This is a genomic window from Curtobacterium pusillum, assembly GCF_013359865.1.
In the GTDB taxonomy this organism is placed as follows: domain Bacteria; phylum Actinomycetota; class Actinomycetes; order Actinomycetales; family Microbacteriaceae; genus Curtobacterium; species Curtobacterium pusillum.
On sequence record NZ_JABMCE010000085.1, the window covers coordinates 121,175 to 145,248 of the forward strand.

Genomic DNA, 24,074 nt, shown 5'->3' on the forward strand with positions numbered 1-24,074 from the left:
GCCCGCGCCGGGTCCTCAGTTGCTCGCGCCGTGCGGCGGATCGACCAGCAGTCCGACCCGGTCGGCCAGGTACGCCTCGAGTGGCACCGCCGCACCGGCGGCCGGCGACCAGCGGACGAGCGGGGCGTCGTCCTCCACGAAGAGCACGCCGTCCGACCCGACGAGCGTCCCGTCGAGCGGGATCGGCGTCGCCCCGTGGTTCACCGTGTCGCCCGGCTCGAAGTGCCCCTTCTGCGCGGCCGCCCGGTAGGCCCGGCGTACCTCGGCGGAGACGGAGACGAACTGGGAACGACCGGGTTCGGTCACGCGGGTGATCAGCCCCGTCGCCCAGACACGGCCGCCGGTCTCGAGCGAGGAACCGACGAGCAGTGCGCCCACCCGCCAGACCCGGCCGAGTGATCGCATGGTGGGCTCGCGACGGATGCCGAGGACGGCCTTCGGCTCGACGTACTCGCCGAGCGCCTCGTCCGGGACGCCCGCCGTCCGGAGCGTCCGGGCCGCGTCGTCGAGCAGGGACCTCGTCAGTTCCACGCCGTCCGTCACGTCACCCGAGCGTAGCCCGGTGCGCCCCGGACGAGCGCCGGCCCCGTCGCCGGCCGGCGACGGGAGCGCGTCGGCGCCGGACGACGACGGAACCCCGTCGGCGTCGACCAGCGACGGAAGCGCGTCGGCGCGGACCACCGGCGGCAGCACCGGCGGTCGATCGCCGTCGTCGCCGCGCCGCGGACACGATCCCGATCGTCACCATCACCGCCCCGTAGGCGAGCAGCACCCCCGCGATGGTCGGCACGAGCCAGGTGCGCGACCCGTTCACGAGCTGGTTGACGAGCCCGATGTCCGGCAGGCTGTACCAGACGACGCCCCGGATCTGCGCGGCGGTGACCGGTGCCGGATCGGCGAGGGCGTTGTTGTCGCCCTTGAGCGTGAAGGTGCGGGAACCGTCCGACGAGGACTCGATGGAGACCACCCGGTGGCTGATCACGGCGGGCTGGCCCGAGGTGATCTGGTACGTCACGACGTCGCCGACCCGGATGGCGTCGACGGGCGTCGGGCGGACGACGAGCAGCGTTCCCGGGGGCAGCGTCGGGTCCATCGACTGGGTCAGGACGGTGAGGGGCGTCGACCCGGTCGCCTTCGGCACGACGATGAGCACCACCGCGAGCCCGGCGACGATGACGAGCAGGCTGGTGCTCAGGCCGAGTGCGAGGGCGTGGACGATCGCCCGCCAGCCGGTGCGCGGTGTCGTGGGGGTCATGCGCCGCATCGGACGGCCTTCCCGTTGCTCTGGGTGAGGAGGGTGATCGTGCCGGTTCCCGCGACGGTGCTGGTCGGGTTGCCGGCGCTGTCGAGGACCTTCACGGTCACGGTCACGGGGCCGCTCGTGCCGGCGCTCGCCGGGACCTGGTCCGGTGCCAGGGTGATGCGTCCGTAGTAGCCCTGCTCCTTCGCGGCGACCATCGTCGAGCCGACGAAGGCGCCGTACCAGGTGTCCTTCGGTCGTGACGTCGTGTCCCAGGCGAGTTCGACGTACGTGCCGTTGTGGTCCGTGCAGGTGAGTGCGGGGGAGGCGGCCGGGGTGGTGAGGGAGAAGGCGCCCTGCACGACGCCCGAGGTCCAGGTGCCCGTCGTGACGGTGAGGTTCACGTGCACGGTGGTCGTGCTGGACGCGGGGGCGGACGACGTCGGCGTGCTCCGCGCGCACCAGACGGCGCCGGTCCCCGCGGCGAGCTTCGACGTCATGCTCGGCAACGAGTTCCACGTGCCGCTGACGGATCCGGTACCGACCGCGGTCGAGTCCGTGCAGGCGGTCGCCGATGTGACCGGCCAGGCGGTGACGGTGACCGCCTGGGCGAGGGTGGTCGAGCTCCCGGAGACGACCGACACGCTGGTGGTGGCGGTGCCGGCGAGCGAACCGGAGTTCGTCAGGGTGATCGGCTTCGTGATCGAGGTCACGGTCGACGAGAACGTCGTGGTCATGGCGCTCGTCCCGCTCAGGGAGGCGCCGGTCTTCCCGATCGTCACGCTCGAAGCGGTGGTCCCGGTGGCGGTCCAGAGCGCCCACGCGGCCGAGGAGCCGCCGGCGACGAACGCGATGGTGAGGGCGGCCGCGAGGAGGACACGGAGGCGGCGGCTCATGCGGTGACCTGCGTTCCGGTGACGGTGAGGGTGAAGTCCGCGACGGCGCCGGACACGGTCTGGGGTGCGTCGGCGTCGAGGTCCATCTCGACACAGCCGACCGCGGTGGCACCGGCGGCGAGGGTGAACGACCCGCTCCCGGTGTCGAACGACGCGAGTCGGCCGCTCGCTCCGGAGAGTCCGGTGCGGCAGTCGCCCGTGCTCCCGACCACGGCGAGCCGCAGGGTCAGTTCGCCGAGGACGGCCGCGGGTGTGGAGTTCGTCGCGTCGGCGACGGTGGTCGAGGTCGTCGCCACGCGCATGGTCAGCGGGATGGAACCGGTGTTCCGCACGGTGAACGTGCCGGTCGTGCCGGAGCCGGGTCCGAGCACGGCGGTGTTCATCGCGGAGAGCGTCCCCGTGGTGATGGTCGCGGTGGCGGAGCGGACGGTCGACGCCGAGGTGCTCGCCGTCCCGTTCCAGAGCGCGTAGGTGCCGCCGGTCCCGAGCATCGCCGTGACGACCGCGACGACCAGGGCGATGACGGTCGGCCAGATCCACCGGTGACGACGGCGCGCGCGGTGGCGTCCGGTCGTCCTCGGCGTGCTGGTCATGTCCGTCTCCTGGTCGTCGTGGTCGCTCGGTCACCGCCGGTACGGCGGTGCGGTGCTGCAGATGGTGCCGACAGGGCCTGGAGGCGCGTGGTCGCGATCGCCGGATCAGGGACTCATCGAGACCACGGCTTGTCGGGCCCGGGGCGGCACCGCGGGTCAGGAACCGATCGCGGTCTGCGTCAGCGTGAAGGCGAGGGCGCCGACGTTGAGCGTGCCGCCCTGGCCGGTCGTCGCCGTGGACGGCAGCGCGATGGTGAAGACGACCTTCACGGTCGAGGTCGCCGACGAGGGGGAGACCACGAAGGTGTTCGCGTTCGCGGTCGACTGCACGACCGACGCGCTCGAGGAGGTCACCGCGAGGGTCTTCGTCGTCGCGGCGAGCAGCGCGGCGTCGCCGGTGATGCTCTGGTTCGCGTAGGTGAGGTTGGCCTTGAGGTCCTGGCCGGTCGCGCCGATGGTCAGCGTCTGCGTGAACTGGTACGTGTTGCCCGGGACCATGAGGGCGTTCGCCGGGTTGATCGTCGTCGAGCGGCCGTTCGTGACGTCCGTCCACACGCCGTCGTTGTTGGCGCTGAGGGTCAGCGAGCCGGAGCTCACGGACGACGCGGCGCTGCTGGCGCTGGCGTTCCAGAGGGCGAAGGTGCCCGCTCCACCGAGGAGGAGGGCGACACCGGCGGCGCCGGCGATGGCGCCGGTCACGATCTTGTGCATGGGGAGTCCGTTCTGCGCGTTCGGGCGCGCTGAGGCCACCGGCAGTGCCGATGGGACGATGTCATCGGCCCCTGGTTCGCGGGGCCGCGGCTGACCGATGCCGGAGGGTGGTCGCCGGGCTCCGCGACGTGACACGTCTCGGGCGGGCTGGACTCGCTCTCTGGTGATGACGCTACTCGTCCCCCAAAGTGCGGACAAGGGGAAACATGCGTCTGAATGGACCCAGTACGGGGGGCATTTTCGTCCCCGACAGTGCGGACACGGTTTGTACCCCGGTCTCCGCGGAATGCGGACCGTCCCCGTACCGTTGCACCGACCGGAAACGAGGAGGGCCCATGGGCATCGTGCGATGGCTGTTCGACGCGCAGCTCGTCATCGGCGACCAGACCGTGCTCTGGCGTGAAGTGATCGGCAACGTGTTCGGGTTGCTCAGCGCCCTCGGTGGGATGCGTCGCAAGGTGTGGGCGTGGCCGGTCGGCATCGTGGGCAACGCCCTGCTCTTCACCGTCTTCATGGGTGCGCTCTTCGACACCCCGAACCCGGTGAACCTGCTCGGCCAGGCCGGGCGGCAGGTGATGTTCGTCATCGTCAGTGTCTACGGCTGGTACCGGTGGACGCACCGACCCGACGACGCGACGACCGTGATCGAGCCGCGCTGGGCCTCCTGGAAGACCCGCGGACTGCTCGTCCTCGCACTGGTGGGCGGGACCGCGGTCCTGACACCGATCTTCCGCGCCCTCGGTTCGTACGAACCGGTCTGGAGCGACGCGTGGATCTTCGTCGGGTCGCTGCTGGCGACGTACGGCATGGCGAAGGGGTGGGTCGAGTTCTGGCTCATCTGGGTGGCGGTCGACCTCGTGGGCGTGCCACTGCTGTTCTCGGCGGGGTACTACGCGTCGGGGCTCATGTACGTGTTCTACGGGGTCTTCACCCTGACGGGCTTCTTCGTCTGGATGAAGCAGCGGACCGAGCCGTCGGCCGCTCCCGTCACCGTCGGCTGAGGCGTGCCCGTCCGCGGCCCCCGCTCTGGGACGAGACACCCGCGCGCCCGTGCGGTGTGATGGTCGAATGGAACACGACCACGACGCTGCGCTCGAGGGTGAGCAGTCCCTCGCCGAGCGGATCGTCCGCGGAGCCATCCGCGCCTATCGTCTGCACCCGTTCGACAGCGTGGACGCGAACGTCGTCGCCGAGACCGCCGGCATCCCGGTCGACACGGTGCAGCGACTGTTCCCGACCTGGGACGCCCTGCTGCTCGTGACGTACGACCGCTGGACGCAGCTCCGCGGGACACGTCGCACGAAGCCGCCGAAGTGCACGATCGACCACCTCCGCATGACCCTCGCCGAGGACGTCGCGGACCCCGGTCTCGTCCGTGTGCTCGCGGGCGTGATCACCATCGCGGCAGCCGACACCGGTTTCGCCGAGCTGTTCCGGAAGCGCTTCGAGGAGTACGCCGAGCAGCTGTCGACGGGGCTCCAGCACGATGTCGACGGAGGCTCGGAGCGCCTGGCGATCCCCGCCTACCAGGCGGCCACGCAGCTGCTCGCCGTCTACGAGGGGTTGCAGATCCAGATGCTCGTGCGGCCCCACATCGACGTCCTCGTGGAGTTCGACCGTGCGGTCCGGACCCTCCGCAAGGGATGGCGAGAGCGCGAGGTGCCGGCCTGGGACCTCGACGAGGCCGTCCTGACGAGCTAGGGACGGACGCGGCCGCGGGCCGTCAGTGCGTCCGGCGTCGCCACGACGCGATCTGCTTGAGCGTCACCTTCGACCCGTACTGCGCGACGGAGTGCCGGAACAGGTACTCCGCGAACCACAGCAGCAGACCGGCCACGACGAACACCTCGACGATGCAGACCACCGATTCGGTGACGGTGAGCGATCCGACGGCGTTCCGGACCATCGCCGTGATGGGCGTGAACGTCGGGAAGTACGTGAAGAAGGCCGCGATCGGCGACGACGGGGTGGTCATCACGAAGAACGCCGCGTAGAGCGGGATGATCAGCGAGAAGATCGCCACGGACTGCAGCGCCGAGGCGTCCTTGATCGACGGCACGGCGGCGCCGACGGCGACGAACAGCGCCGACGCGAGCAGGACGCCGCCGACGAGCAACAGCGCGCCGACCGCCATCCGCCACGGGTCGACCACGAGCCCGCCGAGGCGCGACGCGATGAGCGGGAGCGCGGCGAGCAGGCCGATCAGCCCCGGGACGACGAACACCCCGACCTGCACGAACCCGACGAGCAGCATCGCGATGACCTTGCCGCGGATGAGGTCGCCGGCCGTCACGGTGGTGAGGATCATCTCGGAGATGCGGTTCTCCTTCTCCTCGACCACCACGGTCACCATGCGGGTGGCGAGCAGGATGACGAGTCCGAAGAACGCCGCGACGTAGAGGAAGGGCGGCACGATCGACAGCCAGCCCGGGGCGACCTTCCCGTCGGCGTACGTCGTGAGGTCGGTGTCCGGCGGGGTGCGGAGGAGCTGCACGGACTCGGGATCGTCGACGGTCGCGGCCACGCTCTGCTCGAGCACCCGTTCGGCGAGCGAGGAGTACCCGCCGTTGCCGAAGAGCCCACGGTCGGCGGCCTCGACGCGGATCGGTGTCGTGGAGGGTGACCTCGGGAACTCGATGAACGCGTCGAGCGTGCCGTCGCGGACCGCCGCACGGTCGGCCGCCGCGTCCGAGGACGGCGACCCGCCCCACTTCGCGGCGACGCGTTCGGACACGAGCCCGGAGTCGTCGACGTACCGGAACGGGGTCTTCGCGGCCGACGAACTCGTCATGACCGAGTCGGTGCCCGCCGCCTGTCCGACGCCGACGAGCAGGGAGACGAGCACGATGACGACCGGCAGCGCGAGCGTGCCGATCCAGAAGGCGGGTTTCTTGACCGCGCGGACGAACTCGAACCGGATGACGGTCCCGAGCCGGCTCACGCGGCGACCCCCGTCGACTCCCCGACGAGCGCGTCGTGCCCGTACACCTGCACGAAGATCTCGTCGAGCGGGATGCGGCGCATCTCGAACCCGGTGACGTGCACCCCGGCCGAGACGAGCGACGCGAGGATGTCCGACCCGTCCGCCGCGGCCGTCGGTGTGGGGACGAGGTAGGCCACGTGTCCTTCGTGCCGGGCCAGCCGGTAGAGCGACGACGGCGGCACGGGGCCGTCGAGTCCGACCCGGGCGACGGCGCCGCCGAAGGCGTCCTGCACGTCGGGGATGGTGCCGTACGCCGCCGCGGTGCCGTCCTTGAGCAGGAGGATGCGGTCGCAGAGTCGTTCGACCTCGTCCATGTGGTGCGTCACGAGGATCACCGTCGCGCCGTCGGCCTTGCGCTCGTCGACGAGGTCGAGGAGCAGCCGGCGGTTCACCGGGTCGAGGCCCTTCGTCGGCTCGTCGAGGATGAGCAGGCGCGGCCGGTCCATGATCGTGATGCCGAGCTGCACCTTCTGCTGCTGGCCGCCGGAGAGCTTGTCGACACGGAGCTTCGCACGGTCGGCGAGTCCGACGCGGGCGAGGTACTCCATGCTCCAGGCGGTCGCCTCGGGTCCGCGCAACCCGCGGAGCCGGCCGAAGTACGTCATCACGTCGATGACGGACTCCTTGCGGTACAGCCCGCGTTCCTCGGGCAGGTAGCCGATGCCGCCCGTCGCGGGCCGGTACGGGTGGCCGTCGATGGTGAGCGTGCCGGCTGTCGGGGTCGTGATGCCGAGCAGCGCGCGGATCGTGGTGGTCTTGCCGGAACCGTTGCTGCCGAGGAGCCCGAAGGTCTCTCCGGGGGCGATGTCGAAGGACAGCCCGTCCACGACGTTCCGGTCGCCGAAGCGCATCACGAAGTCCCGCACACCGATGCTCGCCCCGGCCATCCTCGCCCCTCTCGACGGGACCGACCATACCGGTGTCGCCTGACGGGCAGGCTCGCGAGGGTGGGTACATGCGGCTGCGACGGCACCGATGTCGGCGGTTCCGCCGTATGTCTTACGCCCGCAAGTGCGGTCTTCGTAGCGCCGGGAGGGCCGGCGGGGGAAGGAACACCATGTACAAGAGGCTCACTGCCGCGATTCTCGGACTCAGCCTTCTGGGCGGCTCGGTTGTCGCCGCGGTTCCCGCACAAGCGTCGACCGCGCCGAAGTACCTCTGCTACAACAACGGGTCCGTGCCGAAGCAATTGACGGCGAACACGAGTCCGAAGACCTGCAACGGCATCTACCGCATCACCGTGAGCGGCAAGATGGTTGCGCAACTCGACAACCGCAGGGTGAAGAACTACGCCGACCTCCTGAAGCGTCTGCAAGCCGGCTACACGGCGTCGCAGAAGTGGTGCGCGCAGAACTCGCTCACGTGCACGATCGTGACGTCGGTTGGATCGCTGCTGCTCGGCGGAGTCATCAAGCGGACCATCACGGGATAGTACGGTGAGCACCATGACCCCAGCCCAAGCGCGGAAGTACGCCTCGTACCTCGCCATTGCGCTTGCCGTCGGCGTTGTCCTGCTCGTGCTCGGCCTGGCTCTGTCCGACGCGCTCCTCCGGACGACGGGCCTCTCGCTCGTCGTCGTGATGGCTTTGCTGCTGATCGTCCAGGCTGTCCGCTCCAGCAAGCACCGTGAGTAGCCGAGCCTGCATCCTCCTCGCACCGACTGGCGCGCCCCGTGCAACGCGAGCGTTGCACGGGGCGCGCCAGTCGGTCACCGGGTCACGTCAGGAACGCAACCAGGCGGTCCCCACACCCGACAGTGCGCCGTCTGCCACCGGCGCGGAAGCGAGCAGCAGCTCACCGGAGGGGAGTTCGTACGGCTCGTCGCCGAACACCGTGACGCTCGTCCAGCCGTTCGGCCGACGGAACGCGAGGACGTCCTCGCGGCCGGTCTCGAGCCACTCGAGGCGCTCCTCGGACTGCAGCTGACCACGCAGGCCGAGTGCCTTCCGGTAGAGGTTCAGCGTCGAGTCGGGGTCGGCGTCCTCGGCCTCGACCGAGTACTCCGCGAACCAGGCCGGCTGCGGCAGGTGCGAGCCGCCGGGCCCGAAGCCGAAGCTCCCGCCGGTCGTCGTCCAGGGGAGCGGCACGCGGCAGCCGTCGCGGCCGACGTCGACGCCCGGGTTCCGGAAGAACGCCGGGTCCTGGCGATCGGCGTCCGGGATGTCGCCGACCTCCTGCAGACCGAGCTCCTCACCCTGGTACAGGTACGCGGAACCGGGCAGGGCGAGCTCGAGGAGGGTCGCCGCCTTCGCGCGCCGCAGGCCGAGCGAACGGTCGAGCGCGTCCTGCGACCCGCCGGCGAGCAGCCAGGCGCCGCCCTGCTTCTGGTCCGACCCGTTCCGGGCGGGGAGGGCGTACCGGGTGGCGTGCCGCACGACGTCGTGGTTCGAGAACACCCACGTCGTCGACGATCCGGACTGCTCGGCGAGGCCGAGGTTGAACTCGATGATGCTCCGGAACTGCTCGGCGTCGAAGTCCGCTTCGAGCAGGTCGAAGTTGAACGCCTGCCCGAGCCCTTCGGCACTGGCGTAGCGGGCGCGGCGGTCGGCGGCGACCCAGGCCTCGGCCACGGCGGTCCGGGCGGGCGTGTACTCGTCGAAGACCTTCCGCCACTCGGCGTAGATCTCGTGCACGTCGTCGCGGTCCCAGAGGATGTGCGAACCGTCCTTGGGCGCGGCGAGCACCTCGGCCCAGGTGGGCAGCTCGGTGGGCAGGTCCTTGGCCAGGCCGTGCGCGACGTCGATGCGGAACCCGTCGACCCCGCGGTCGGACCAGAAGCGGAGGGTGTGCAGGAAGTCGTCGCGGACCTCGCGGTTCGCCCAGTTCAGGTCGGGCTGCTCCTTCGCGAAGTTGTGCAGGTACCACTGGCCGTCGCCGACCGCGGTCCAGGCCGGCCCGCCGAAGATCGACACCCAGTCGGCCGGCGGGTTCTCACCGGAGGGGCCGGTTCCGTCGCGGAACACGTACCGGTCGCGCGCCTTCGAGCCCGCAGGGGAGGCGAGTGCCTCGCGGAACCACTCGTGCCGGTCGCTCGTGTGGTTCGGCACGATGTCCACGATGACGCGGATGCCCGCTCCGTGCAGCGCCTCGACCATGGCGTCGAACTCGTCGAGCGTGCCGAGCTTCGGGTCGACGTCCCGGTAGTCGTCCACGTCGTACCCGCCGTCGGCGAGGGCGGACGGGTAGAAGGGGCTGAGCCAGACGGCCTCGATCCCGAGCGACGCCAGGTACGGTACGCGCTGGGTGATGCCAGGGAGGTCGCCGATGCCGTCGCCGTTCGCGTCCGCGAAGGAGCGCGGGTAGATCTGGTAGACGCTCGCTTGGCGCCACCAGGTGCCGTCGATGGCGGTCGGGTTCTGTGCGGGGAGCACGTCGGTCATGGAGGTCCGGGTCCTTTCGAGGGGGCTGGTGTCGTCGGTCACGGTCGTGCTCACTTGATGGCGCCCTGCGTCACGCCTGCCATCACCCATCGCTGGGTGATGAGGTAGACGATGATCGCCGGTGCCATCGCCATCAGGTACGACGCGAACGACACGTTGTAGTTGTTGCTGAACTGGGTCTGGAACATCTGCTGCAGCACCGGGAGTGTCTGCAGCGCCGGGTCGGAGGTGATCAGCGACGGCATCATGAAGTCGTTCCACGACGCGAGGAACGCGAAGATGCCGACGGTGGCGCTCATCGGTGCGAGCAGGGGGAACACGAGTCGCCAGAACACCTGCCCCGTGCTCGCACCGTCGATGCGTGCACTCTCCTCCAGCTCGGCCGGGATCGACCGCAGGAACGCGGTGAAGAGCAGCACGCTGAAGGACAGCTGGAACATGACGTGCAGGATCGCGACGCCGATCGGGTTGTCCAGGTGGGCGAGGCCGGTGAGCTTCACCTGCGACAGTGCGAGCACCGGGAACGGCAGGAACATCGCGGCGAGCAGGTAGAAGAACGACCAGCGGAACAGTCGGCGGTCCCAGTTCCGGGCGATCGCGTACGCGGTGAACGACGCGAGCAGGATCGTCCCGACGACGGTGATCGCCGCGACGAGCACCGAGATCCCGAACGCCCGCGGGAAGTCGGTGAGCTCCCACGCCTGCACGAAGCCGTCGACGCTGAACGGCGCCGGCAGGGAGAACGCGTTGCCGTCGACGGACTGCGAGGTGGTCTTGAACGCCATCGTGAGCGTCACGTACAGCGGGACGAGGACGGAGAGGGCGCAGACGACGAGGGCGATCGTCACGGGCCAGTTCGCGCGGCCGCGGCCCTTGCCCGCAGCCCGACCGCCGGCGTCGCGGTCCGCGTCCACGGAGCGGATGCTCCCGGTCTTCGTCGTCCCTGGTCGCAGGGGTGCTTGCAGGGTCATCAGAGCGCTGCCTTCCCGCGGGTCGCCCGCAGCTGGATCACGGCGATCACGACGGCGATCACGAAGAAGATCGTCGCGTTCGCCATCTGGTAGGCGTAGTCGCCGCCGTTGAAGCCCTTGAAGATCGACATCGCCACGCTGGTGGTGGAGGTGCCCGGGCCGCCGTCGGTGAGGCCGACGATGATGTCGTACGAGTTGAGGAAGTTCTTGAACCCGATCACGAGGTTGATCACGATGTAGCCCGCCGTGAGCGGTGCCGTGATCGAGATCAGCTGGCGCCACGAGCTCGCGCCGTCGAGCGCCGCGGCCTCGTACACCTCGCCGGGGATGGACAGGACGCCGGCGATGTAGATGAGGAGCGTCGACGGGATCGCCTGCCAGGCCGTGACCAGGACGATCGCGATCCACGCCAGGTCCGGGTTCGCGAGGATGCTCTGCTCCAGCGGTGCGAAGCCGAGCGTGGTCGCCAGGGCCGGGAGGCTGTTCGCGAACAGGAACGAGAACACGTACGCGATGACGATGCCGGAGATCACCATCGGCAGCACGAACACCGCCCGGAGCGCGATCTTCCCGCGCACCTTCGACGTCAGCGCGATGGCGAGCAGGAACGCGACCGCGTTCACGACGATCACGGTGACGAGCGAGAACCCGAGGGTGAACAGGTACGCCTGCAGGATCGCCGGGTCGGAGAACACCGCCACGTAGTTGGTGAGCCCGATGAACCGGAACTCGCCGAACCCGACGGAGTTCGTGAAGCTCAGCACGATCCCCATCACCGCGGGGAGCGTGATGGCGAGCGTGAAGAGCAGGATGGTGGGGAGCAGGAACGCCAGGAAGAGCGGTTCGATGCGCCTCCGCTTGTGTGTGACGGTCTGGAGGCGCGGTGCGGCTCCGCCCCGTCGGCGGCGGCCCGCCGTCGTGATGGACTCGGTGGTCGTGGTGGCCATTCGTCGTCTCCTTACGCGGCCGTGCGGAGCGCGAGGCGCGCCCAGTCGGCGTCGAGGGTGCGGAGCTGGGGCTGGGGGTCGCCGCCGAAGGCGATCGACTGCGCGTAGTTCGCGACGGGGATCTCGGCGGGGATGAGCTGCGAGGCACCGAGGTAGAAGGCGGCGTCGTCGTAGTAGGACTGCATGCCGGTGAGGGTGGGGTTCGACGCCGGAGGAGCGTCCTTCCGTACGCCGAAGCCGTTGTTGTCCGCGTTGTACTTGTCGTTGACCTTCGAGGTCATCAGGTACGACAGGAACTCCCGTGCCGCCTCCTGCTTGCGGGACGCCTCCGGGACCCAGAGCGCGAGGTCGACGTTCACGCGGACCTTCCGGTCGGCCGGGTCGTCCGTGACGGGGAGTGGGAACGTGCCGAGGTCCATGTCCGGCGACGTCTTCGCGATCTCGCCGAGCGCCCACGGCCCCTGCAGGTACATCGCCGCCTTCCGCTGGGCGAAGGCGAGGTTGCCGTCGCCGTACCCGCGGCTGTCGGCGCCCTTCTGGTGCCACTGGCGGAGCTGCACCATGCGCTCCATCGGGGCCCGGAAGTCGCGCTCGAACGACACGGAGGCGCCCTTGCCGACCTTCGTGCCCTCGCGCTCGAGCGCCGCGAACGTCTTCGGGACGTCGACCATCCCGCCGATCGTGTAGTCGAACATGCCCTGCGCGATCGTCCAGTTGTCCTTGAACGTGCCGTAGATCGGGTCGATGCCGGCGCGGGTGAGCCGCTCGCAGACGTCGGCGAACTCGCTCCACGTCGTCGGGACCTCGAGCCCCTGCTCGGCGAAGCGCTGCTTGTCGTAGATCACCGACGCGGCGGTGACCGAGTACGGCAGGGCGCTCTTGCGGCCCGGGTGGTCCGCGGTCTGGCGGAGGAGCGGCCAGAGGTCGGGGTTGATCGTGTCGGCCTGCGGCAGGTCGGACAGGTCCGTCAGCGCTCCGTGCTCGACGAACGGTGCCACCGAGAAGTTGTAGTTCCAGCACCCGAGGTCCGGCGGTCGGTTCCGGACGAAGTCCGCGGACATGCTCGAGGTCGAGTCGCGGATCACCCGGATCCTGGATTGGCTGTCGTGGAACTTCGCGATCACGTCGTCGAAGTACCCGATCACCTCGGGCTTCGACACGTAGAAGGTGATCGTCTCGGGTCGGCTGCTCGAGGAACCGAGCGGGGCGCACCCCGCGAGCGCCAGGCCCGCACCGATGCCCCCTGCTCCGAGCAGGAACGAGCGGCGGCTGACCGCGGCAGCGCTCCTGACCGGGTTCCCTGTGGGGTGTGGTCGCACGTCGTCTCCGTCCGCCCGGACCCGGCGTCCCTGCCGTTCCGGACCGCGGATGGCTTCGGTGCCACCCGCGGGACTAAATGTAGCGAGAAAATCTAATTACGCAAGGAACTCGTTCCGCGGTAGTGTGCCGGCATGCCGCCGCACCGTGGAACGAGCGCAGGGACGCTGCTCGCCTACGCGTTCGCAGTGCGCGCCTTCACCGCGACCGAGGCGATCGACGCCACCGGCCTGACCCGCTCGACCGTCCTCGCTGCCTGCGAGGAACTCGTCCGGCTCGGCTGGGTCCGCGAACTCGACGACGCCCGGGCTGCCGGCGAGTACCGCATCGGCCGTCCCGCCCGCCGCTACGAGCTCGACGACGCCGCCGGTGTGGTGGTCGGCGTCGACGCCGGACAGCACCGTGTGACGGCACTCGCCGCCGATGTCCGCGGCACCGTGCTCGGTCGTGCCGAGGGGAACCTCGGAGCCTCCGGTCTCGACGTCGCGGTGCGTCTCGCCGTGCTCGCGGAGACCGTCGCCGCGGCGCTCGCCGACGCCGCGGTCGATCCCGAGCGGGTGCTCGTCTCCGTCGTCAGCATCCCCGCACCGGTGGACGCCGGTGGTGCGTCGCCGGGCGACGGCGGGTTCTGGGACCGGATGAACCCGGGCTTCGCCGACGCCGTGCCCGGCCACCTGGTCGTCGTCGAGAACGACGCGAACCTGGCGGCGCTCGCGGAACGGCCGTCCTCCGGCGAAACGTCGTTCGCCGCGCTGCTCTCCGGCGAGCGGTTCGGCGCGGGCCTCGTCGTCGACGGGGTCCTGCTCCGTGGCACCCACGGCGGTGCGGGGGAGATGCGCGTGCTCGACCTCGTCGAGGGGGTCGGTTCGTCGGACGGCATCGGGGCCACGGCCCGCCGACTGGTCCTCGAGGCCGTCGCCGCGGGCGAGGTGCCGGCGGACGGTCCGCTTCCCCTCGACGCCGACGCGGCCGCGGTCTTCGCTGCGGCACGGGCGGGGGACCGCGTGGCGCTCGCGATCGTCGACCGGCTCGGCGACCGGCTCGCCCGGGTCTGCGTGCTGCTCGCCAGCCTGCTCGACATCGACCGCGTGGTCGTCGCCGGCGCGATCGCTCGACCGGCGGCCGCGGTGATCGACCGCGCCCGGGCGCTGCTCGGTGACTGGAACTTCGACCCCGTGCCCGAGATCGTCGCCTCCTCGCTCGGGGCGGACGTGGTCGTCATCGGGGCGGTGGCGCACGCGGTCGACGCCGTGCGTGGCGACCCGCTGTCGTTCCCGCTCCGGCCGGTGCACGCCTGATGTCCTCGACGTGATGCCGACCGGCGCGGCCGCGGGGCCGAGTACCGCCAGCCGCCCCCTGGCGGTACTCGGTCACCCGGCGTCGAGCGCGTCGGGCGTCACTCGGTGGTGGACACCCAGTCGATCAGCAGGTTGCCGGAGGCGCCCCAGTTCCCGACCTGGAACATGAACCGGTGCGGCGTGGTGGGGACGTCCTGGGTCACGGTCTCGAGGACCTTGCCGTCGATGCTGTAGGTGACGGACTTCCCCGGCACCCAGTCGATCGTGTAGGTGTGCCAGTCCCGCCATGAAACGCCGGTGTCCACCTGCACCCGGTTCGCCTCGTCGCCGGGGGTCATCGAGTGCTGGAAGGCGGACGGGCTCGACTCGAAGTTCCCCTCGGGGAAGTCGATCTCGCCGTCGGACCAGACGTCGGACGTCGGCCAGAGCATGAACGCCGCGCCGTTGCCGTCGCCACCGGTCGCCTTCGCGCGCACGGAGAACGAACCGCCGACGTGGCCCCAGGCCCCCTCGACCGAGCCGAACGTGCCGGCCGTGCCGGCACCCCCGAGGGCGACGTCCATGACGCCGTCGTGCACGGAGACGGTGCTGCTCGGCTCGTACATGCCGGACGTCCCGTCGGGGTAGGGCTGCCAGGACTGCGGGTACGCGGCGGTCACCTTGCCGGCGGCGGCCGACGTGGTGAAGTCCTCGACGAACGAGGAGTCGGGGGCGACCGCGGACGCGTCGGTCTGCGTCTCGGAAGCCGTGGGGGTGGCGGTCGCGGCGGCGCTCTGCGTCACCGTCGGTTCGTCGGCGGGTGTCGGCGAGGCGGTCGGCGCTGCGTGGTGGCCACGGCCGCTCCACCCCCACCCGGTCTGGGCGGAGGCGGCGGTCGGCGCGCCGATCACCAGGGCGCTGGCGGCTGCAGCCGCCAGGAGTACGGGGCCGCGGCTGCGGCGCGTGGGACGTCGGTCGATGGAGGTGTGCCGCGCTCGGGCGTGCACGTGCTTGGAAGCAGAGATAACGGGTTCCTCGTGTGGGGATCGGGGATGGGATGGACCCGCTCCCACGAGCGGTGCCCGAGGGATTTCGGTGACGAGTCCACGACCATCATGCCTCATCTGTGCCCCGTTCGGGGGGCGCCCCGTCGTCCGGCACGTGAATGCCCGGTGCGTCCCGTCAGCTCCGCGCGATCGGCGTCAACCGCTGCAACTGCGTCACGTGCCCGGGCTCGAGTTCGTCGAGGGTCGCGACCCCGAGCAGCCGCATCGTCCGTTCGATCTGCTCGGACAGGATCTGGATCATCCGGTCGACCCCCGCCTCACCGCCCGCCATCAGGCCGTACAGGTACGCCCGGCCCACCATCGTGAACCGTGCTCCGAGGGCGACCGCGGCGACGATGTCGGCGCCGGACATGATCCCCGTGTCGAGGTGCACCTCGGTGTCGTTGCCGATCTCCCGCACGACCTGCGGCAGGAGGTGGAACGGGACCGGGGCACGGTCGAGCTGCCGGCCGCCGTGGTTCGACAGGGTGATCCCGTCGACGCCCATGCCCGCCAGCCGCTTCGCGTCCGCCAGGGACTGCACGCCCTTGACGACGATCTTGCCCTTCCACTGCGACCGGATCCACTCCAGGTCCTCGTAGGTCACCGTCGGGTCGAACATGTGGTCGAGGAGCTCCCCGACGGTGCCGGACCAGCGGTCGAGCGATGCGAAGGCCAGTGGCTCGGTGGTGAGGAAGTCGAACCACCACCACGGCCGGGGGATGGCGTTGACGATGGTCTTCACACCGAGCTGCGGCGGGATCGAGAACCCGTTCCGCTTGTCCCGCAGTCGTGCGCCGGCGACGGGGACGTCCACGGTGACGAGCAGGGTGTCGAAGCCGGCCTTCTCCGCGCGGGAGACGAGTGCCATGGACTTCTCGCGGTCCTTCCACATGTAGAGCTGGAACCAGTTGCGTCCGTGCGGGTTGGCGTCGCGGACGTCCTCGATCGCGGTGGTCCCCATCGTGGACAGCGAGAAGGGGATGCCGGCGCGTCCGGCTGCCCGGGCACCGGCGCGCTCGCCCTCGGTCTGCATCATCCGCGTGAACCCCGTCGGGGCGATGCCGAACGGGTACGCGACGGGGGCGCCGAGCACGGAGCGGGAGGTGTCGACCGTCGACACGTCGCGCAGGATCGCGGGCGTGAACTCGATGTCCTCGAACGCCTGGCGGGCGCGGGCGAGTGAGATCTCCGCCTCGGCGGCACCCTCGGTGTAGTCGAACGCGGCCCTCGGCGTGCGCCGGGCGGCGATGTCCCGCAGGTCCCAGATCGTCAGCGCCGACTCGAGCCGCCGACGCCGGGCGTTCAGGTCGGGCTTCTTGAACTGCATGAGCGGCGCGAGGTCGTGCAGGGTCGGAAGCTGCCGCTTGACCCGTGTCCGTGCGGTCGAGGCCGTCCCTGTGGTGGGTGCCGGCGCGCCGGTGGCGGGGTCGACGCGGTGTTGGTCGTCGGTCGAGGTCATACAGACATCCTACGTCTCGGGGTGGATCGGGGAACAGGAAGGCTCGTGCCCCTCGGGGTGTAGCGAACCGGCTCGACGGCCTGCGCGACCGTGCGGCGGAGTGCCTCCAGGGACGCCCCACCGAGACCGCCGAGCCCGACAGCCCGGGCCTGCACGAGGACGTTGCCGAGCGCGGTCGCCTCGACGGGGCCGGCCAGGACCGGCAGACCGGTGCGGTCGGCGGTCAGCTGGCAGAGCAGACGGTTCTGCGAGCCGCCGCCGACGATGTGCACCTGTCGGACGTCTCGCCTCGTGACGGCGGTGATCGTCTCGAGCGTCGAGGCGTAGGCGGTGGCGAGCGACTCGAGGATCGACCGCACGAACTCGGCCCGTGAGGCCGGTGCGCTCAGCCCGTGCTCGGTGCACCAGGTGGCGATGCGGGCGGGCATGTCGCCGGGCGGCGTGAACGACTCGTCCGCGACGTCGAAGACGGGGACCGGTGCCGTGACGGCCGCGGCGGAGGCGAGCAGCGCCTCCAGGTCGACGGCCTCGCAGCCGCGCTCCCAGGTGCGCACGCTCTCGGAGAGCAGCCACAGCCCGGACACGTTCTTGAGGAACCGCACCCGCCCGTCGACGCCGCCCTCGTTCGTGCAGTTCGCCTCGCGGGCCGCGTCCGTCAGGACCGGCGCGTCGAGCTCGACGCCGACGAGCGACCAGGTCCCGGAGGAGATGTACGCGAAGTCGTCCTCGGTCGCGGGCACCGCGACGACGGCGGAGGCCGTGTCGTGCGAGCCCACCAGGGTGACGGGCGCCTGCCCGCCGACTGCGTCGGCGACCGACGGCAGCAGGGGACCGAGTCGATCACCCGGGTCGTGCAGCGTCGGCAGGAGTCCGGATGCCAGGCGCGCAGCAGCCCGCACCGCCGGGTCCCACCCACGGGTGGTCGCGTTCAGCAGCCCGGTCGTCGATGCGTTGGTGCGCTCGGCCGCCTCGACCCCGGTGAGCCAGTAGCCGAGCAGGTCGGGGACGAGGAGCGCGCGGTCGGCGAGCGGCGCGGTCGGGTCGGCGGCGAGCTGGAACACCGTGTTGAACGGCAGGTGCTGCAGGCCGTTGCGCGCGTACAGCTCCGCCGCCGGGACCTGCGCGTGCACGGGTCCGACGCCCTGCTCGTGCCGCGCGTCACGGTAGTGGTACGGCAGCCCGAGCAGTCGGCCCTCCCGGAGCAGGGCGTAGTCCACCGCCCACGAGTCGATGCCGATGCTCGCGATCGACGGGTGTCGACCGAAGGCGTCGCGCAGGCCGGCGGTCACCTGCCGGTCCAGGTCGACGACGTCCCAGTGCAGCGCCTCGCGGTCGCGCTCGTGGAGGGTCACCGGGCCGTTCGGGAACCGGGCGACGTGCTCCATCCGCACGCCGTCGGTGTCGACGTGGCCGACGATCACCCGACCGCTCGTGGCCCCGAGATCGACCGCGGCGACGCTGCCGCTCTTCGTCATGACGGTCCCTACCGCAGGAACGCCGCGGCGACGCCCGCGTCGACCGGCACGTGCAGCCCGGTGGTGTGCGAGAAGTCGTCGGTGCAGATGGCGTACACGGCGTTCGCGACGTTCTCCGGCACGACCTCGCGCTTGAGGATGGTGCGCTGCGCGTAGAACTTGCCGAGGTCCTGCTCGTCGATGCCGTACGTCTTCGCCCGGTTCGCTCCCCAGCCGGAGGCGAAGATGCCCGAGCCGCGGACGACCCCGTCGGGGTTGATGCCGTTGACGCGGACGCCGTGCTCGCCGAGCTCGGCCGCGAGGAGCCGGACCTGGTGCGCCTGGTCGGCCTTCGTCGCGGAGTAGGCGATGTTGTTCGGACCGGCGAACACGGAGTTCTTGCTCGAGATGTAGACGATGTCGCCGCCGAGGCCCTGCTCGATGAGGACCTTCGCCGCCGCCCTGGACACGAGGAACGAGCCCTTTGCCATGACGTCGTGCTGCAGGTCCCAGTCCTGCTCGGTGGTGTCGAGCAACGACTTCGAGAGCGAGAGCCCGGCGTTGTTGACCACGAGGTCGAGACCGCCGAAGTGCAGGAGCGCCTCCTGGATCGCCTCGTCGATCGCGCCGGAGTCGGTGACGTTCGCCGCGACGCCGATCGCCGTGTCCGGGCCACCGATCTCGGCGGCCGCCTCTTGGGCCTTCGCCAGGTCGAGGTCGGCGATCACGACGGCGGCGCCCTCGGCCGCGAGGCGCTTCGCGATCGCCTTGCCGATGCCGCTCGCCGCACCCGTGACGAGGGCGATGCGGGTGGCGAGCTTCTTCGCCGGCGGCATGCGCTGGAGCTTCGCCTCCTCGAGGGCCCAGTACTCGATGCGGAACTTCTCGGCCTCGTCGATCGGCGCGTAGGTGCTGAGTGACTCGGCGCCGCGCATCACGTTGATCGCGTTGACGTAGAACTCGCCGGCGACGCGGGCGGTCTGGGCGTCCTTGCCGTACGAGAACATCCCGACGCCGGGGACGAGCACGATGAGGGGGTCGGCGCCGCGGATCGCGGGGGAGTCCGGCGTCGCGTGGCGGTCGTAGTAGGCCTGGTAGTCCGCGCGGTACTCCTCGTGGAGTTCGTGCAGGCGGGCGACCTGCTCCTCGACGCTCGCCGTCGCGGGCAGGTCGAGGAGGAGCGGCTTCACCTTGGTGCGGAGGAAGTGGTCCGGGCAGCTCGTGCCGAGTGCTGCGAGGCGGGGCGCGTTCTCGCTGGCGAGGAAGTCGAGCACGACGTCGCTGTCGGTGAAGCGGCCGACGACGGGCTTGTCGTGGCCGGCGATGCCGCGGATCGTCGGGGCGAGGGCGGCGGCGCGCCGGCGTCGTTCGGTGGCGGGGAGTGCCTCGTGGCCCGCCCGCGTCCCGCCGAACGGCTCCACCTTCCCGTTCGCCTGGATGTACTGCTCGGCCGTGTCGATGATCCAGCGCGAGTTCGCCTCGGCCCCGGCGCTCGTCGCGCCCCAGGCGGTGATGCCGTGCCCGCCGAGGATCGTGCCGACCGCCTGCGGGTTGTCCCGCTTGATGCGTGCGATGTCGAGACCGAGCTGGAACCCGGGACGACGCCACGGCACCCAGACCACGCGGTCGCCGAAGATGCGTTCGGTCAGTGCCGGGCCGTCGGCCGCCGTCGCGATCGCGATGCCGGCGTCCGGGTGCAGGTGGTCGACGTGCGCGGCGTCGACGAGGGCGTGCATCGCGGTGTCGATGCTCGGAGAGGCTCCACCGCGTCCGAACAGGCAGTGGTCGAACGCGGCGACCATCTCGTCCTCGCGGTCGACGCCGGGGTAGACGTCCTGGAGGGCACGGACACGGTCGACGCGCAGGACCGCGAGCCCCGCCGGGGTCAGGGTGCCGAGGTCGCCCCCGGAGCCCTTCACCCAGAGCAGTTCCACCGGTTCGCCCGTGACCGGGTCGGTGTCGGTGCCCTTCGCGGACGTGTTGCCGCCCGCGTAGTTCGTGATCCGCGGATCCGAGCCGAGCGCGTTCGAGCGCGTGATGAGGTCCGCGACCACCTGTTCTGCCGTCACCTGCGTTGCGGGGTCCACCCGTGCCTCCAGTCCTGTGTCCATCTGTCTACGCGCCCCACCCGGCCTGGACGCCGCCGACGCGGTCCTCGGCGATCTGCCGCTGGTAGCCCGACTCGCGGTACGCCCGCATCGGGTCCGCCGGCAGCCCGCGCGACTCCCGCCACTCGGCGAGGTCCTTGCGGACGTCGGTCTGGTACGCGTCCATGAAGATCTCGTTCGCGCCGAGGACGTCGTGCGCCTCCTGCGCCGCGGTCAGCGCGACGCGGTCGAGGAGCAGCGCGCGGGCCGTCATCTCCTGGACGTTGAGCACCGAGCGGATCTGGCCCGGGATCTTGTCCTCGATGTTGTGGCACTGGTCGAGCATGAACGCCACGTCGGGGTTGTCGTAGCCGCCGCCGCGGACGACCTCGACGAGGATCCGGAACAGCTGGAACGGATCGGCGGCGCCCACGATGAGGTCGTCGTCGGCGTAGAAGCGCGAGTTGAAGTCGAAGCTGCCGAGCTTGCCGAGCCGGAGCAGCTGCATCACGATGAACTCGATGTTCGTGCCGGGCGCGTGGTGACCCGTGTCGAGGCAGACCATCGCCTTGTCACCGAGGGCAGCCGTGTGCACGTAGCTCGTGCCCCAGTCCGGGACGTCCGTGTGGTAGAACGACGGCTCGAAGAACTTGTACTCGAGCACCAGGCGCTGGTCCGGGCCGAGGCGCTCGTAGATCGTGCTCAGGCTCTCGTGCAGGCGGTCCTGGCGGCTGCGCATGTCCTCCTGGCCGGGGTAGTTCGAGCCCTCGGCGAGCCAGATCTTCAGGTCGCGGCTGCCGGTGGCGTCCATCACGTCGATGCAGCGCAGGTGGTGGTCGATCGCCTTCTGCCGGATCGTCTCGTCCACGTGGGTGAGCGCGCCGAACTTGTAGTCGTCGTCCTGGAACGTGTTCGAGTTGACGGTGCCCAGGCGGACGCCGTGCTCCTCGGCGTGGCGGCGGAGGTCGGCGAAGTCGTCGACGAGGTCCCACGGGATGTGCAGCGCCACGGTCGGGGCCAGGCCCGTGTACCGGTGCACCTGGGCGGCGTCGGCGATCTTCTCGTAGGGGTCGCGCGGGGTGCCGGGCGTGCTGAACACCTTGAAGCGGGTGCCGGAGTTGCCGAATGCCCAGGAGGGCAGCTCGATCTGCTGCCGGGCCAGCTGGTCCGCGATCCCGGCGAAGGTCGGGGTTGATGTCATCGTGCACTTCCTCGTGGTCGATTGAATCGTTTCATACGGTACGGCCTGCGCGTCGCCCGCGCAACCCACCGAGTACGTGGTCGGCCGCAAGACACCGGTGTTCGCCCGATGAACACCCGCATACCGGGGTGCGACGAGCGAACACCGGTGTCTTGCGGAAGGGGGCCGGCGTCAGCCGGCTGGGACCGCGGCCGGCGAGCGGAACTCGTGCGTGCCCGCGCCGACGCGCTGCTCGTCGAGACCCGGGAGCCGCACGACCGCGGTGACGCCGTCCGGCACCGTCGCCCGCACGACGAGCTCGCCGTCGACGAGCTCCCACCGCACGGCGACGTGCCCGTGCACCGTGTCGAGCGAGGTCGACGCCCACGTCAGACCTCCGCCCGGCTGCGGCGCGATCAGCACCTCCGCGTAGCCGGGCGACAGCGGCGCCAGGCCACCCACCACCCGGTGCATCCAGTCCGCCACCGCACCGAGGGCGTAGTGGTTGAACGACGTCATCTCGCCGGGGTTGATCGTCCCGTCGGGCAGCATCGAGTCCCACCGCTCCCACACCGTCGTCGCACCCATCGTCACCGGGTACAGCCACGACGGGCACTCGGTCTGCAGGAGCAGCCGGTACGCGTCCTCCAGGTTGCCGGTTTGCGTCAGCGCGTCCGTGATGAACGGCGTGCCGGCGAAGCCCGTCGAGATCCGGTACCCGCTGCGCTCGGCGAGTTCGGCGAGGCGGTCGCCCGCCAGCCGCTCACCCTCGGCGTCGAGGATCCCGAACACGATCGCCAGCGTGTACACGGTGGTCGAGTCGGACAGGATCCGTCCGTCCTCCAGCAGGTAGTGGGCCCGGAAGCCGGCCTGGAGGCGCGACGCGAGTTCCCGGAACTCCGTCGCCTCCCCCTCGTGGCCGCCCAGCAGCTCGGCCGCCTCCGCCACGATCGTCGCGGACCGGAAGGCGCAGATCGTCGCGACGACGCCCTTGTCGGCCTTCGCGTCCGCCGGGTCCTCCGGCGGGGCGTCCGGGTCGAGCCAGTCGCCGAACTGGAAGACCGTGTCCCAGAGGTCCTGCGGGGACAGGTGGTCGCGGACCCGGCGGAGGTGCGCCGCCATCGACTCGAACTGCTCCTCGAGGACGGCGGTGTCGCCGTACGCCTGGTAGAGCGTCCACGGCACCCACACTCCGGCGTCCGACCAGATCGCGGTGGCCTCCGGCTTGCCGAAGTGCTCGGAGGGGGAGTACTTGAGCACGTCGGGGACCACGAAGGGGATGACACCGTCGGCGTGCTGCTGCTCGAGCCACACGTCGCGGAGCCAGTCCGCGAGGAACGTCCTCGTGTCGAACAGGTACGAGGCCGTCGGGGCGAACGCCGCGATGTCGCCCGTCCACCCGAGGCGCTCGTCGCGCTGCGGGCAGTCGGTCGGGACGCTGAGGAAGTTGCCCTGCATGCCCCGGACGACGTTGTCGTGGAACGTGTTCAGCAGATCGTGGCTCGACTCGAACGTGCCCGTGCGGGTGAGGTCGGAGCCGACCTGCACGGCCGTCAGCGCAGTCCGGAGTTCGTCGAGCGTGCCGGGCCACCCGTCGATCGAGGCGTACCGGAAGCCGTGGAACGTGAAGCGCGGCTCGAAGCGGTCCGGCTGGTCCGGACCGCTGCCGCTCAGGGTGAAGTGGTCCGTCGCCTTCGCGGAGCGCAGCGGGCGGGTGCCGAGTTCGTCGTGCTCGAGGACCTCGGCGTGCCGCAGGGTCAGGACGGTGCCGGCCGGGCTGCTGGCGGTGACGCGGATCCAGCCGACGAGGTTCACGCCGAAGTCGACGAGGGTGGCGCCGGACGGGCTCGTCCAGACGTCGACCGGGGCGATCTCGGCGAGCGGCCGGACGGGCGGGACGGTGTCGGCGACGAGTTCGCGGTCGCCGAGGTCCACCGCGTGCACGGTGCTCGTCCGGCCCTCGTGACCGTCGACGCTCGGGATGGTCGGGGTCCCCGGCTGCAGGAACGACCCGTCGCGGAGTCGGGCGTCGATGTCCTCGCCGTCGTAGAGCTGGTCGGCGGTGATCGCACTCGACAGCGCCTGCCATTCCGTGTCCGTCGCGACGTGCTGCTCGTGCCCGTCCTCGAACGCGATGCGGAGCTCGGCGAACCCGGCGCGCTCGTCCGTGTACCAGCCCCCGCCACCGCCCCAGGCGAGCCGTCCCGCCGCCCAGCCGTTGCCGACGACGAGCGCGAGCACGACGGCACCGCCGGGCTCGGTGCCGCCGAGGTGCGAGGTGACGTCGTGCGAGACGACGCGGACGCGCCACTCGTAGCTGGTCCACCCCGGTTCGAGCAGGTGGTCGGAGACGCGCTGTCCGCCGAGCCACCCCTCGACGACTCCGAGGGCGCTGAGGTGGAGGGTGGCGCTGGTGACGGGGCCGTGGCCGGTGTGGAGCGTGAACTCCCGACGCAGGATCGGTGCGCTCCCGAGGTCGTCGTCGCTCGCGATGAACGATGCGGTCCAGGTGGTCATGGTGTCCTTCCGG

22 protein-coding genes are annotated in these 24,074 nt (G+C 70.7%); 5 read left to right on the forward strand and 17 right to left on the reverse strand.

Annotated elements, in window-relative coordinates; genetic code table 11:
* Nucleotides 1–15 precede the first annotated feature (15 nt).
* From HP507_RS15285 to HP507_RS15305, 5 genes are all read right to left on the reverse strand, one after another.
* A complete protein-coding gene (locus tag HP507_RS15285) occupies nt 16–543 on the reverse strand; it encodes a hypothetical protein (protein WP_175352652.1) in 528 nt (175 codons plus the stop codon).
* Between the two features lies 1 nt (nt 544).
* Complete coding sequence (locus HP507_RS15290; protein ID WP_254701158.1) at nt 545–1,255, reverse strand: signal peptidase I; 711 nt, start codon at nt 1,253–1,255, stop codon at nt 545–547.
* Nucleotides 1,252–2,136 carry a hypothetical protein gene (locus tag HP507_RS15295; RefSeq protein ID WP_175352654.1) on the reverse strand — a complete coding sequence of 295 codons (885 nt, stop codon included), beginning with the start codon at nt 2,134–2,136 and terminating at the stop codon, nt 1,252–1,254. Before HP507_RS15295 ends, HP507_RS15290 begins: the two co-directional genes overlap by 4 nt.
* Complete coding sequence (locus HP507_RS15300; protein WP_175352655.1) at nt 2,133–2,729, reverse strand: TasA family protein; 597 nt, start codon at nt 2,727–2,729, stop codon at nt 2,133–2,135. Before HP507_RS15300 ends, HP507_RS15295 begins: the two co-directional genes overlap by 4 nt.
* A 156-nt stretch (nt 2,730–2,885) precedes the next feature.
* Nucleotides 2,886–3,440, reverse strand: a complete 555-nt coding sequence (locus tag HP507_RS15305; protein ID WP_175352656.1) for an alternate-type signal peptide domain-containing protein — start codon at nt 3,438–3,440, stop codon at nt 2,886–2,888.
* A 335-nt stretch (nt 3,441–3,775) separates the two neighbouring features.
* On the opposite strand from HP507_RS15305, the gene pnuC reads away from it, so the two are divergent.
* Both pnuC and HP507_RS15315 read left to right on the forward strand, forming a co-directional pair.
* Entirely contained in the window at nt 3,776–4,441 is a 666-nt protein-coding gene (pnuC, locus tag HP507_RS15310) for a nicotinamide riboside transporter PnuC (protein ID WP_175352657.1), read from the forward strand.
* Nucleotides 4,442–4,508: 67 nt separating this feature from the next.
* Entirely contained in the window at nt 4,509–5,141 is a 633-nt protein-coding gene (locus tag HP507_RS15315) for a TetR family transcriptional regulator C-terminal domain-containing protein (RefSeq protein WP_175352658.1), read from the forward strand.
* A gap of 22 nt (nt 5,142–5,163) precedes the next feature.
* On the opposite strand, the gene HP507_RS15320 is transcribed toward HP507_RS15315, so the two are convergent.
* Both HP507_RS15320 and HP507_RS15325 read right to left on the reverse strand, forming a co-directional pair.
* Nucleotides 5,164–6,381, reverse strand: a complete 1,218-nt coding sequence (locus HP507_RS15320) for an ABC transporter permease (RefSeq protein WP_175352659.1) — start codon at nt 6,379–6,381, stop codon at nt 5,164–5,166.
* On the reverse strand, nt 6,378–7,310 hold the full coding sequence (locus HP507_RS15325) for an ABC transporter ATP-binding protein (RefSeq protein ID WP_175352660.1): 933 nt from the start codon (nt 7,308–7,310) through the stop codon (nt 6,378–6,380). The genes HP507_RS15320 and HP507_RS15325 overlap by 4 nt, the downstream gene beginning before the upstream one ends.
* A 170-nt stretch (nt 7,311–7,480) precedes the next feature.
* On the opposite strand from HP507_RS15325, the gene HP507_RS15330 reads away from it, so the two are divergent.
* Both HP507_RS15330 and HP507_RS15335 read left to right on the forward strand, forming a co-directional pair.
* On the forward strand, nt 7,481–7,855 hold the full coding sequence (locus HP507_RS15330; protein WP_175352661.1) for a hypothetical protein: 375 nt from the start codon (nt 7,481–7,483) through the stop codon (nt 7,853–7,855).
* Between the two features lie 13 nt (nt 7,856–7,868).
* Nucleotides 7,869–8,057, forward strand: a complete 189-nt coding sequence (locus tag HP507_RS15335) for a hypothetical protein (RefSeq protein WP_175352662.1) — start codon at nt 7,869–7,871, stop codon at nt 8,055–8,057.
* An 87-nt stretch (nt 8,058–8,144) separates the two neighbouring features.
* Here HP507_RS15335 and HP507_RS15340 read toward each other — a convergent pair whose 3' ends face one another.
* Genes HP507_RS15340 through HP507_RS15355 form a run of 4 tightly spaced genes read right to left on the reverse strand, consistent with a single transcriptional unit; the run spans nt 8,145 to nt 13,040 of the window.
* Nucleotides 8,145–9,803, reverse strand: a complete 1,659-nt coding sequence (locus tag HP507_RS15340) for a glycoside hydrolase family 13 protein (RefSeq protein ID WP_175352663.1) — start codon at nt 9,801–9,803, stop codon at nt 8,145–8,147.
* A 50-nt stretch (nt 9,804–9,853) separates the two neighbouring features.
* Nucleotides 9,854–10,774, reverse strand: coding sequence for a carbohydrate ABC transporter permease (locus tag HP507_RS15345; RefSeq protein ID WP_175352664.1), 921 nt, complete (start codon nt 10,772–10,774; stop codon nt 9,854–9,856).
* Nucleotides 10,774–11,721: a carbohydrate ABC transporter permease gene (locus HP507_RS15350; protein ID WP_175352665.1), complete on the reverse strand. Its 948-nt coding sequence runs from the start codon at nt 11,719–11,721 to the stop codon at nt 10,774–10,776. The genes HP507_RS15345 and HP507_RS15350 overlap by 1 nt, the downstream gene beginning before the upstream one ends.
* An 11-nt stretch (nt 11,722–11,732) precedes the next feature.
* Nucleotides 11,733–13,040, reverse strand: coding sequence for an ABC transporter substrate-binding protein (locus HP507_RS15355; RefSeq protein WP_175352666.1), 1,308 nt, complete (start codon nt 13,038–13,040; stop codon nt 11,733–11,735).
* A gap of 132 nt (nt 13,041–13,172) precedes the next feature.
* On the opposite strand from HP507_RS15355, the gene HP507_RS15360 reads away from it, so the two are divergent.
* On the forward strand, nt 13,173–14,336 hold the full coding sequence (locus tag HP507_RS15360) for an ROK family protein (RefSeq protein WP_175352667.1): 1,164 nt from the start codon (nt 13,173–13,175) through the stop codon (nt 14,334–14,336).
* A gap of 98 nt (nt 14,337–14,434) precedes the next feature.
* Here the strand turns inward: HP507_RS15360 and HP507_RS15365 are convergent, their stop codons facing one another.
* The 6 genes from HP507_RS15365 to HP507_RS15390 all read right to left on the reverse strand — a co-directional run bounded on the left by HP507_RS15365 (nt 14,435) and on the right by HP507_RS15390 (nt 24,061).
* The gene (locus HP507_RS15365; protein ID WP_271207252.1) at nt 14,435–15,118 is read right to left on the reverse strand and encodes a glycoside hydrolase family 16 protein; all 684 of its coding nucleotides are present in this window, start codon (nt 15,116–15,118) and stop codon (nt 14,435–14,437) included.
* Nucleotides 15,119–15,497: 379 nt separating this feature from the next.
* The gene (locus HP507_RS15370) at nt 15,498–16,691 is read right to left on the reverse strand and encodes an alpha-hydroxy acid oxidase (RefSeq protein WP_175352823.1); all 1,194 of its coding nucleotides are present in this window, start codon (nt 16,689–16,691) and stop codon (nt 15,498–15,500) included.
* Between the two features lie 128 nt (nt 16,692–16,819).
* On the reverse strand, nt 16,820–18,298 hold the full coding sequence (locus HP507_RS15375; RefSeq protein ID WP_175352669.1) for a rhamnulokinase: 1,479 nt from the start codon (nt 18,296–18,298) through the stop codon (nt 16,820–16,822).
* Between the two features lie 8 nt (nt 18,299–18,306).
* Entirely contained in the window at nt 18,307–20,364 is a 2,058-nt protein-coding gene (locus HP507_RS15380) for a bifunctional aldolase/short-chain dehydrogenase (RefSeq protein ID WP_338085245.1), read from the reverse strand.
* A gap of 28 nt (nt 20,365–20,392) precedes the next feature.
* Nucleotides 20,393–21,565 (reverse strand): L-rhamnose isomerase, encoded by a 1,173-nt coding sequence (gene rhaI, locus HP507_RS15385; protein WP_175352671.1) that lies wholly within the window; start codon nt 21,563–21,565, stop codon nt 20,393–20,395.
* Nucleotides 21,566–21,736: 171 nt separating this feature from the next.
* The gene (locus HP507_RS15390) at nt 21,737–24,061 is read right to left on the reverse strand and encodes an alpha-L-rhamnosidase (RefSeq protein ID WP_175352672.1); all 2,325 of its coding nucleotides are present in this window, start codon (nt 24,059–24,061) and stop codon (nt 21,737–21,739) included.
* Between the last annotated feature and the right edge of the window lie 13 nt (nt 24,062–24,074).

Excerpts from the sequence above, each read along its gene's own strand:
- HP507_RS15300 (WP_175352655.1), bottom strand. The coding sequence starts at position 2,729 with ATGACCAGCACGCCGAGGACGACCGGACGCCACCGCGCGCGCCGTCGT.
- HP507_RS15370 (WP_175352823.1), bottom strand. The coding sequence starts at position 16,691 with ATGCAGTTCAAGAAGCCCGACCTGAACGCCCGGCGTCGGCGGCTCGAG.
- HP507_RS15360 (WP_175352667.1), top strand. The coding sequence starts at position 13,173 with ATGCCGCCGCACCGTGGAACGAGCGCAGGGACGCTGCTCGCCTACGCG.
- pnuC (WP_175352657.1), top strand. The coding sequence starts at position 3,776 with ATGGGCATCGTGCGATGGCTGTTCGACGCGCAGCTCGTCATCGGCGAC.
- HP507_RS15305 (WP_175352656.1), bottom strand. The coding sequence starts at position 3,440 with ATGCACAAGATCGTGACCGGCGCCATCGCCGGCGCCGCCGGTGTCGCC.
- HP507_RS15330 (WP_175352661.1), top strand. The coding sequence starts at position 7,481 with ATGTACAAGAGGCTCACTGCCGCGATTCTCGGACTCAGCCTTCTGGGC.
- HP507_RS15350 (WP_175352665.1), bottom strand. The coding sequence starts at position 11,721 with ATGGCCACCACGACCACCGAGTCCATCACGACGGCGGGCCGCCGCCGA.
- HP507_RS15290 (WP_254701158.1), bottom strand. The coding sequence starts at position 1,255 with ATGACCCCCACGACACCGCGCACCGGCTGGCGGGCGATCGTCCACGCC.
- HP507_RS15340 (WP_175352663.1), bottom strand. The coding sequence starts at position 9,803 with ATGACCGACGTGCTCCCCGCACAGAACCCGACCGCCATCGACGGCACC.
- HP507_RS15375 (WP_175352669.1), bottom strand. The coding sequence starts at position 18,298 with ATGACGAAGAGCGGCAGCGTCGCCGCGGTCGATCTCGGGGCCACGAGC.
- HP507_RS15390 (WP_175352672.1), bottom strand. The coding sequence starts at position 24,061 with ATGACCACCTGGACCGCATCGTTCATCGCGAGCGACGACGACCTCGGG.
- HP507_RS15295 (WP_175352654.1), bottom strand. The coding sequence starts at position 2,136 with ATGAGCCGCCGCCTCCGTGTCCTCCTCGCGGCCGCCCTCACCATCGCG.
- HP507_RS15325 (WP_175352660.1), bottom strand. The coding sequence starts at position 7,310 with ATGGCCGGGGCGAGCATCGGTGTGCGGGACTTCGTGATGCGCTTCGGC.
- HP507_RS15345 (WP_175352664.1), bottom strand. The coding sequence starts at position 10,774 with ATGACCCTGCAAGCACCCCTGCGACCAGGGACGACGAAGACCGGGAGC.
- rhaI (WP_175352671.1), bottom strand. The coding sequence starts at position 21,565 with ATGACATCAACCCCGACCTTCGCCGGGATCGCGGACCAGCTGGCCCGG.
- HP507_RS15315 (WP_175352658.1), top strand. The coding sequence starts at position 4,509 with ATGGAACACGACCACGACGCTGCGCTCGAGGGTGAGCAGTCCCTCGCC.
- HP507_RS15335 (WP_175352662.1), top strand. The coding sequence starts at position 7,869 with ATGACCCCAGCCCAAGCGCGGAAGTACGCCTCGTACCTCGCCATTGCG.